This window comes from Actinomycetospora sp., from assembly GCF_055612215.1.
This window is the reverse complement of sequence record NZ_JBVPVA010000932.1, coordinates 1-4,003: the sequence shown is the minus strand read 5'-3', so window position 1 is coordinate 4,003 and position 4,003 is coordinate 1. Positions and strand designations below refer to the sequence as shown.

The window sequence follows — 4,003 nt, the reverse complement described above, 5'->3', positions numbered from 1 at the left end:
GCGGGCCGGACCGCCGTCGTCGTCCCGCCGCGCGGGGCGTCCGCCTGCTCCTGCGGAGGCGCGGCCGGGGCCGTCGTCTCCGGAGCCGTCGGTGTGGTCGTCACCACGTCATTGTGACACCGTTTCCCTGCGCAAGTATCGGCGGCGTGATCCGGTCGACGGGCTCCGCACGCTCCGTAAGGTGCTGGTCATGGCCGTGAACCCCACCGGATCGGACATGAAGGCGTTCCTCGCCACGAACCCGGACGAGCCCGTCGTCATGCTCAACCTGTTGCGCTTCGCCGAGGGCGGCACGGAGCGCTACGACGAGTACATCGCCCATTTCCGGACCTACGCGGAGAAGGTCGGCGCGAGCATCGTCTACTTCGGGCACGGCGCCGACGCGGTGGTCGCCGAGCCCGGTCAGGCGTGGGACGCGGTGCTGCTCGTCTCCTACCCGAGCCGCCGGGCCTTCTCCGAGATGGTGCGCGACCCCGGCTACCAGGAGGGGACGCACCTGCGCACCGAGGCGCTCACCGAGGCGGTCCTCCAGCCGACGACTCCCCGCTGAGGAGCATCGGCTCCGGGTCGTCCGGGAGCGCGAGCGTCCGGCGGGGCGTCGCGCGGTGGCCGAGGAAGACCGGCCGGTTCGCGTGCCCGAACAGCAGCGGCAGCAGCTCGGCCGCGCGCACCACGCCGTACCAGCCCGAGGCCGCCGGGGCCTCGCCGAACGCCGTCACGGGGTCGGGCCGCACCGTCGGTCCGGCGACGACGAGCGGGGTGGGGTCGCCGGTGTGCAGCACGCCCCCGGTCGACGGCGTGGCGTGGTCGCCGGTGACCGCGACGACCGCGCGGTCGGCGAGGTCGAGCAGGCTCGCCAGCCCGGGGTCGGCGGCCTCGAGGACGTCGAGCTTGGCGCGGGGCTCCTTCGTGTGGCCCGCGTCGTCGGTGGCCTTCGTGTGCACGTGGACGAACCGGGCGCCGTCGGCGACGAGCTCCTCGGCGCAGGCGAGCCGCGCCTGCAGGTCCGCCCCGGCATCCGGGAGCGGCGGGAGGTGGCGCGACGTCATGCCGAGCAGGCGGGCGAGTCCGCGGTAGAGCCGCGTGCTGGTCACCGCGGCGCCGGCGACCCCGGTCTGCGCGACGACGTCCGGGAGCGCGTCGCGGCGGCCCGACCACTTCGTCGTCAGGACGTCGAGCGCCGGACGCGGGCGCCGGGCCCGGTTGCGCGGGTGGTCGCCCAGCAGGCCTCGGACGTCGCGCAGGAGCGCGTCGAGCGTCGCGGCGGTGGCCGTCGCGGCGTCGGTACCGGGCTCGCACGGCAGCACCCGCAGCCACGGGTGGCGGTCCTCGAAGAACGGGTCGGAGTCGGTGACGGCGCCGTCGTCGTGGCCGTGCAGCACGAGCAGTGCCTCGCCGCGGCCCCCGAGCGGGACCAGCTCGGCGCCGTGGCGCGCCACCACCGGCCGGAGCGCCTCGAGCAGCGCCGCGGCGTCGTCGGCGTCGTCCCGCCCGGCCCGTCCGGTGATCCACACCCGTCCGTCGCGGTCGACGTGGGAGGTCCGCAGCGCCGCGTACGTCACCGCCGTCCCGCGCGGCACGTCGATCCCGGCACCCAGCGCCTCCAGGACCGCGCGCCCGGGGAAGGGCACGTCGGCGAACCCGAACATCGCCCAGTGGGCCAGCTCCGAGGCGGGCGCGCGGCCCCAGCCGAACGGCAGGTGCCAGCCCGAGCACCCCCGCGCGGCGAGGGCGTCCAGCACCGGGGTGTGCGCCGCCTCGGCCGGCGTCCGGTCGCCGAGCGCGGGTACCGGGCGGTCCCCCAGGCCGTCGAGGACGACGAGCACGACCGGCAGCCGGTCGTCGACGAGGCGCGGCTGGGTCTCGCCCCACCCCGGAGGACTCGAGCCCGGATCGCGGCGCCCGGCGGGCCCGGTCACCGCGCCGCCAGCAGCGTCCGCAGGACCGGCAGGGTCGCCGTCGGGACCATCGCGGCCCAGGACCCGTCGTCGAACGCGGCGCGGATCGCGGTCGCGTCGAGCTTGCCGGCGGGGTCGCCGTCGAGCACCGTCACCGCGTAGCCGCCCGCCTCGAGCTGGGCCGCCTTGTCCTTCTCCCACGCCGAGTAGGCGCGCACGTAGTGGTGGGCGTGGCGCGGGACGTACTGCGGCCAGAGGTCCGGGCGGGTGAGGTCGAAGGGCACGACGAGGGCACGGTCGGCCAGGCCGGCCCCCGCCAGCGCGGCGGTGAGCAGGCGCAGCCGCTCGTAGTAGGTGAACGGGTTGGCGGCGTCGGTGTGCCGGTGCGCGGAGGTGGCCTCCCGACGCCGGGCGCCGGTGTCGGGATTGGTGACGGCGACGACGAGCTCGTCGTGGTGGCGCAGGGCGTGGGCGAAGAGCTCGAGGTGCTGGGCGTGGACGGGCTGGAAGCGCCCGGTGACGGCGGCCAGGCTCACCGGCCGGCCCTGCTCACCGGGGGTCGCGCAGGAGCCCGCGCGCGATCGCGTTCCGCTGGATCTCCACGGTGCCCGCCGGGATCTTGAGGTTGCGGGCGAGCCGGAAGAGCTTCTCCTCGGGCGAGCCCAGCCGCAGGCCGGTGCCGCCGTGGACCTGGACGGCCCGGTCGGCGACCCGGAAGAACGCCTCGTCGTTGACGACCTTGATCAGGCTCATCAGGCGCGGCGCGTCGGGGTGCAGCGGCATGCCGTAGGGGCCGCCGGGGAGCTCGTCGAGCTCGACCTGCGCGGCGAGCGACGCGGCGCGGGCGGTGTAGACGTCGGCGTCCATGTCGGCGAGCAGGTGCTGCACGGCCTGCAGCTCGGCGATGGGCCTCCCGCCCGAGGTGCGGCGGCGGGCCCGGTCGACGGCGCGCTCGAGGAGCCACGCGCCCCACCCCGCGCACATCCCGCCGCGGCACATCCGGCGCCAGTTGATCCAGGCCATGGCCAGCGCGAACCCGTCGCCCGGCTCCCCCACGACGTCCTCGGCCGGGATGCGGACGCCGTCGAAGTGCAGCTCGCCGGTCAGGCCGTCGTCGAGCATCGTCGGGATGTCGCGGCCGCGGGTGACGCCGGGGCTGGTCGCGTCGACGAGGAACATCGTCAGCGAGCGGGTGCCGGCGCCGGGCTCGGTGACGGCGGTGACCTGAAGGACGTCGGCGAAGTGGGCGTTGGTGATCCACGCCTTGTGCCCGTCGAGGATCCAGTCGGAGCCGTCGCGACGGGCGTGCGTCTCCATGGCGAGGACGTCCGTGCCGACGGAGGGCTCGGTGTTCGCGAACGCCGCGGTGATCTCCCCGGCCACCAGGGGCTCGAGCCAGCGCTGCCGGGCCGTCGGCGAACAGTGCTCGATCGCGGCGTTCGCGCCCTCGGTCCAGCCGAGCGCGGCCAGGCCCAGCCCGAGGCCGCTGCGGTGGTAGACGAACTCCTCGACGTGCTGCATCTCGGCGCGGGTGAAGCCGCCCCCGCCGGCCGCCTCGCCGACGTGCGGGGAGTAGAGACCGGCCTTGGCCGAGCGTCGCTGGACCTCCCGGCGCGCCTCCCACACCAGGGGGTGCATGCGCCCCGCGTCGTCGAGGCGCGGGTTGTACGGGGTGCCGACGTCGCGGCTCGCCAGTTCCTCCGCGGCCGGCCCGACCTCGACGGTGAGGAAGGTGGCGAACCGTTCCCGGTAGTGCTCGACGCGGTCGGTGATCCCCGCTTCGGTGGTCATGGTCGATGGGCTTACCAGGTGCGCACCGCGCTCGGGAGCCGGGTTGCGCGGCCGAGTGGACCGTCATGGCTCCCGGAGCAGCCGTGGAGGCCCACTCGCCGCGACCCTCGGCCACCGGTGCCGGCAACGCACCTACGCTGGTCCCGTGCCGTTGCTCTCCGCCGGGTCCTCCGTCCTGCTGGTCGTCGACCTGCAGGAACGGCTGATGCCCGCGATCTCCGGGGCGCCGCGCGTGCTCGAGAACGCGGCGAACATGCTCGGGGCCGCCACCCGCCTCGAGGTCCCCGTGGCCACGACCGTCGAGCCCGGGAACG

4 protein-coding genes are annotated in these 4,003 nt (G+C 75.7%); 1 reads left to right on the top strand and 3 read right to left on the bottom strand.

Annotation, left to right across the window (positions count from 1 at the left end):
• The first annotated feature begins 190 nt into the window (after nt 1-190).
• A complete protein-coding gene (locus AC0CYZ_RS25420; protein ID WP_472220518.1) occupies nt 191-550 on the top strand; it encodes a DUF1330 domain-containing protein in 360 nt (119 codons plus the stop codon).
• Here AC0CYZ_RS25420 and AC0CYZ_RS25415 read toward each other — a convergent pair.
• Genes AC0CYZ_RS25415 through AC0CYZ_RS25405 form a run of 3 tightly spaced genes read right to left on the bottom strand, consistent with a single transcriptional unit; the run spans nt 513 to nt 3,689 of the window.
• Nucleotides 513-1,919: an alkaline phosphatase family protein gene (locus AC0CYZ_RS25415; protein WP_472220516.1), complete on the bottom strand. Its 1,407-nt coding sequence runs from the start codon at nt 1,917-1,919 to the stop codon at nt 513-515. The genes AC0CYZ_RS25420 and AC0CYZ_RS25415 overlap by 38 nt on opposite strands.
• Nucleotides 1,916-2,434, bottom strand: coding sequence for an adenylyltransferase/cytidyltransferase family protein (locus AC0CYZ_RS25410; RefSeq protein ID WP_472220514.1), 519 nt, complete (start codon nt 2,432-2,434; stop codon nt 1,916-1,918). The genes AC0CYZ_RS25415 and AC0CYZ_RS25410 overlap by 4 nt, the downstream gene beginning before the upstream one ends.
• Nucleotides 2,435-2,447: 13 nt before the next feature.
• Nucleotides 2,448-3,689, bottom strand: a complete 1,242-nt coding sequence (locus AC0CYZ_RS25405) for an acyl-CoA dehydrogenase family protein (protein WP_472220512.1) — start codon at nt 3,687-3,689, stop codon at nt 2,448-2,450.
• Nucleotides 3,690-4,003: the final 314 nt, after the last annotated feature.

Bases quoted from the DNA above. Each gene is read 5' to 3' on its own strand.
- AC0CYZ_RS25405 (WP_472220512.1), bottom strand. From the start codon at position 3,689: ATGACCACCGAAGCGGGGATCACCGACCGCGTCGAGCACTACCGGGAA.
- AC0CYZ_RS25420 (WP_472220518.1), top strand. From the start codon at position 191: ATGGCCGTGAACCCCACCGGATCGGACATGAAGGCGTTCCTCGCCACG.